The organism is Grimontia celer (genome assembly GCF_900055185.1).
Classification (GTDB): Bacteria; Pseudomonadota; Gammaproteobacteria; order Enterobacterales; family Vibrionaceae; genus Enterovibrio; species Enterovibrio celer.
Map to the genome: position 1 here is coordinate 1 of NZ_FIZX01000080.1, position 526 is coordinate 526.

Below are 526 nucleotides of genomic sequence, written 5' to 3' on the forward strand. Positions count from 1 at the left end.
TAAATTATATTATAAGAGAGCCGAAAAATGCGGTTAAAAACCCTGCTTTATTAATTTTATTACACGGATATGGTAGTAATGAAGAAGATTTATTTTCGTTTGCCCAAGAATTACCTGAAGACATGCTAATTGTTAGCGCACAAGCTCCTTACCAAATGGGTGGCGGTGCTTTTGCTTGGTATGCCATTAATTTTGATGCCTTTAAAGGTAAGTTTTCAGATTTAGCACAAGCAGCAACATCTGTAACTAAAATTGCTAATTTTATTTATGAAATCAAATCGAAATATAACACAAATCCTGATAAAACTTTTATTTGAGGTTATAGTGAATGTGCTATTATAAGGTATGCCTTGAGCTTTAATTATCCGAATAAAGTGAAACAAGTTATTGCCTTGAGCAGTTATATTGATGAAAATTTAATCAAAAATCAGCAAGAAAATACTAAAATCACAACTGATTATTATATTTCTCACGGAACGGTAGACCAAGTAATTCCTGTTGATTGGGCAAGAAAAGCACCGGTATT

At 32.1% G+C, this 526-nt stretch carries 1 protein-coding gene; it reads left to right on the forward strand.

Annotation, left to right across the window (positions count from 1 at the left end; all coding sequences use genetic code 11):
* On the forward strand, positions 1–317 hold a 317-nt coding region (locus GCE9029_RS27200; protein WP_197475442.1), incomplete at its 5' end, for an alpha/beta hydrolase.
* Positions 318–526: the final 209 nt, after the last annotated feature.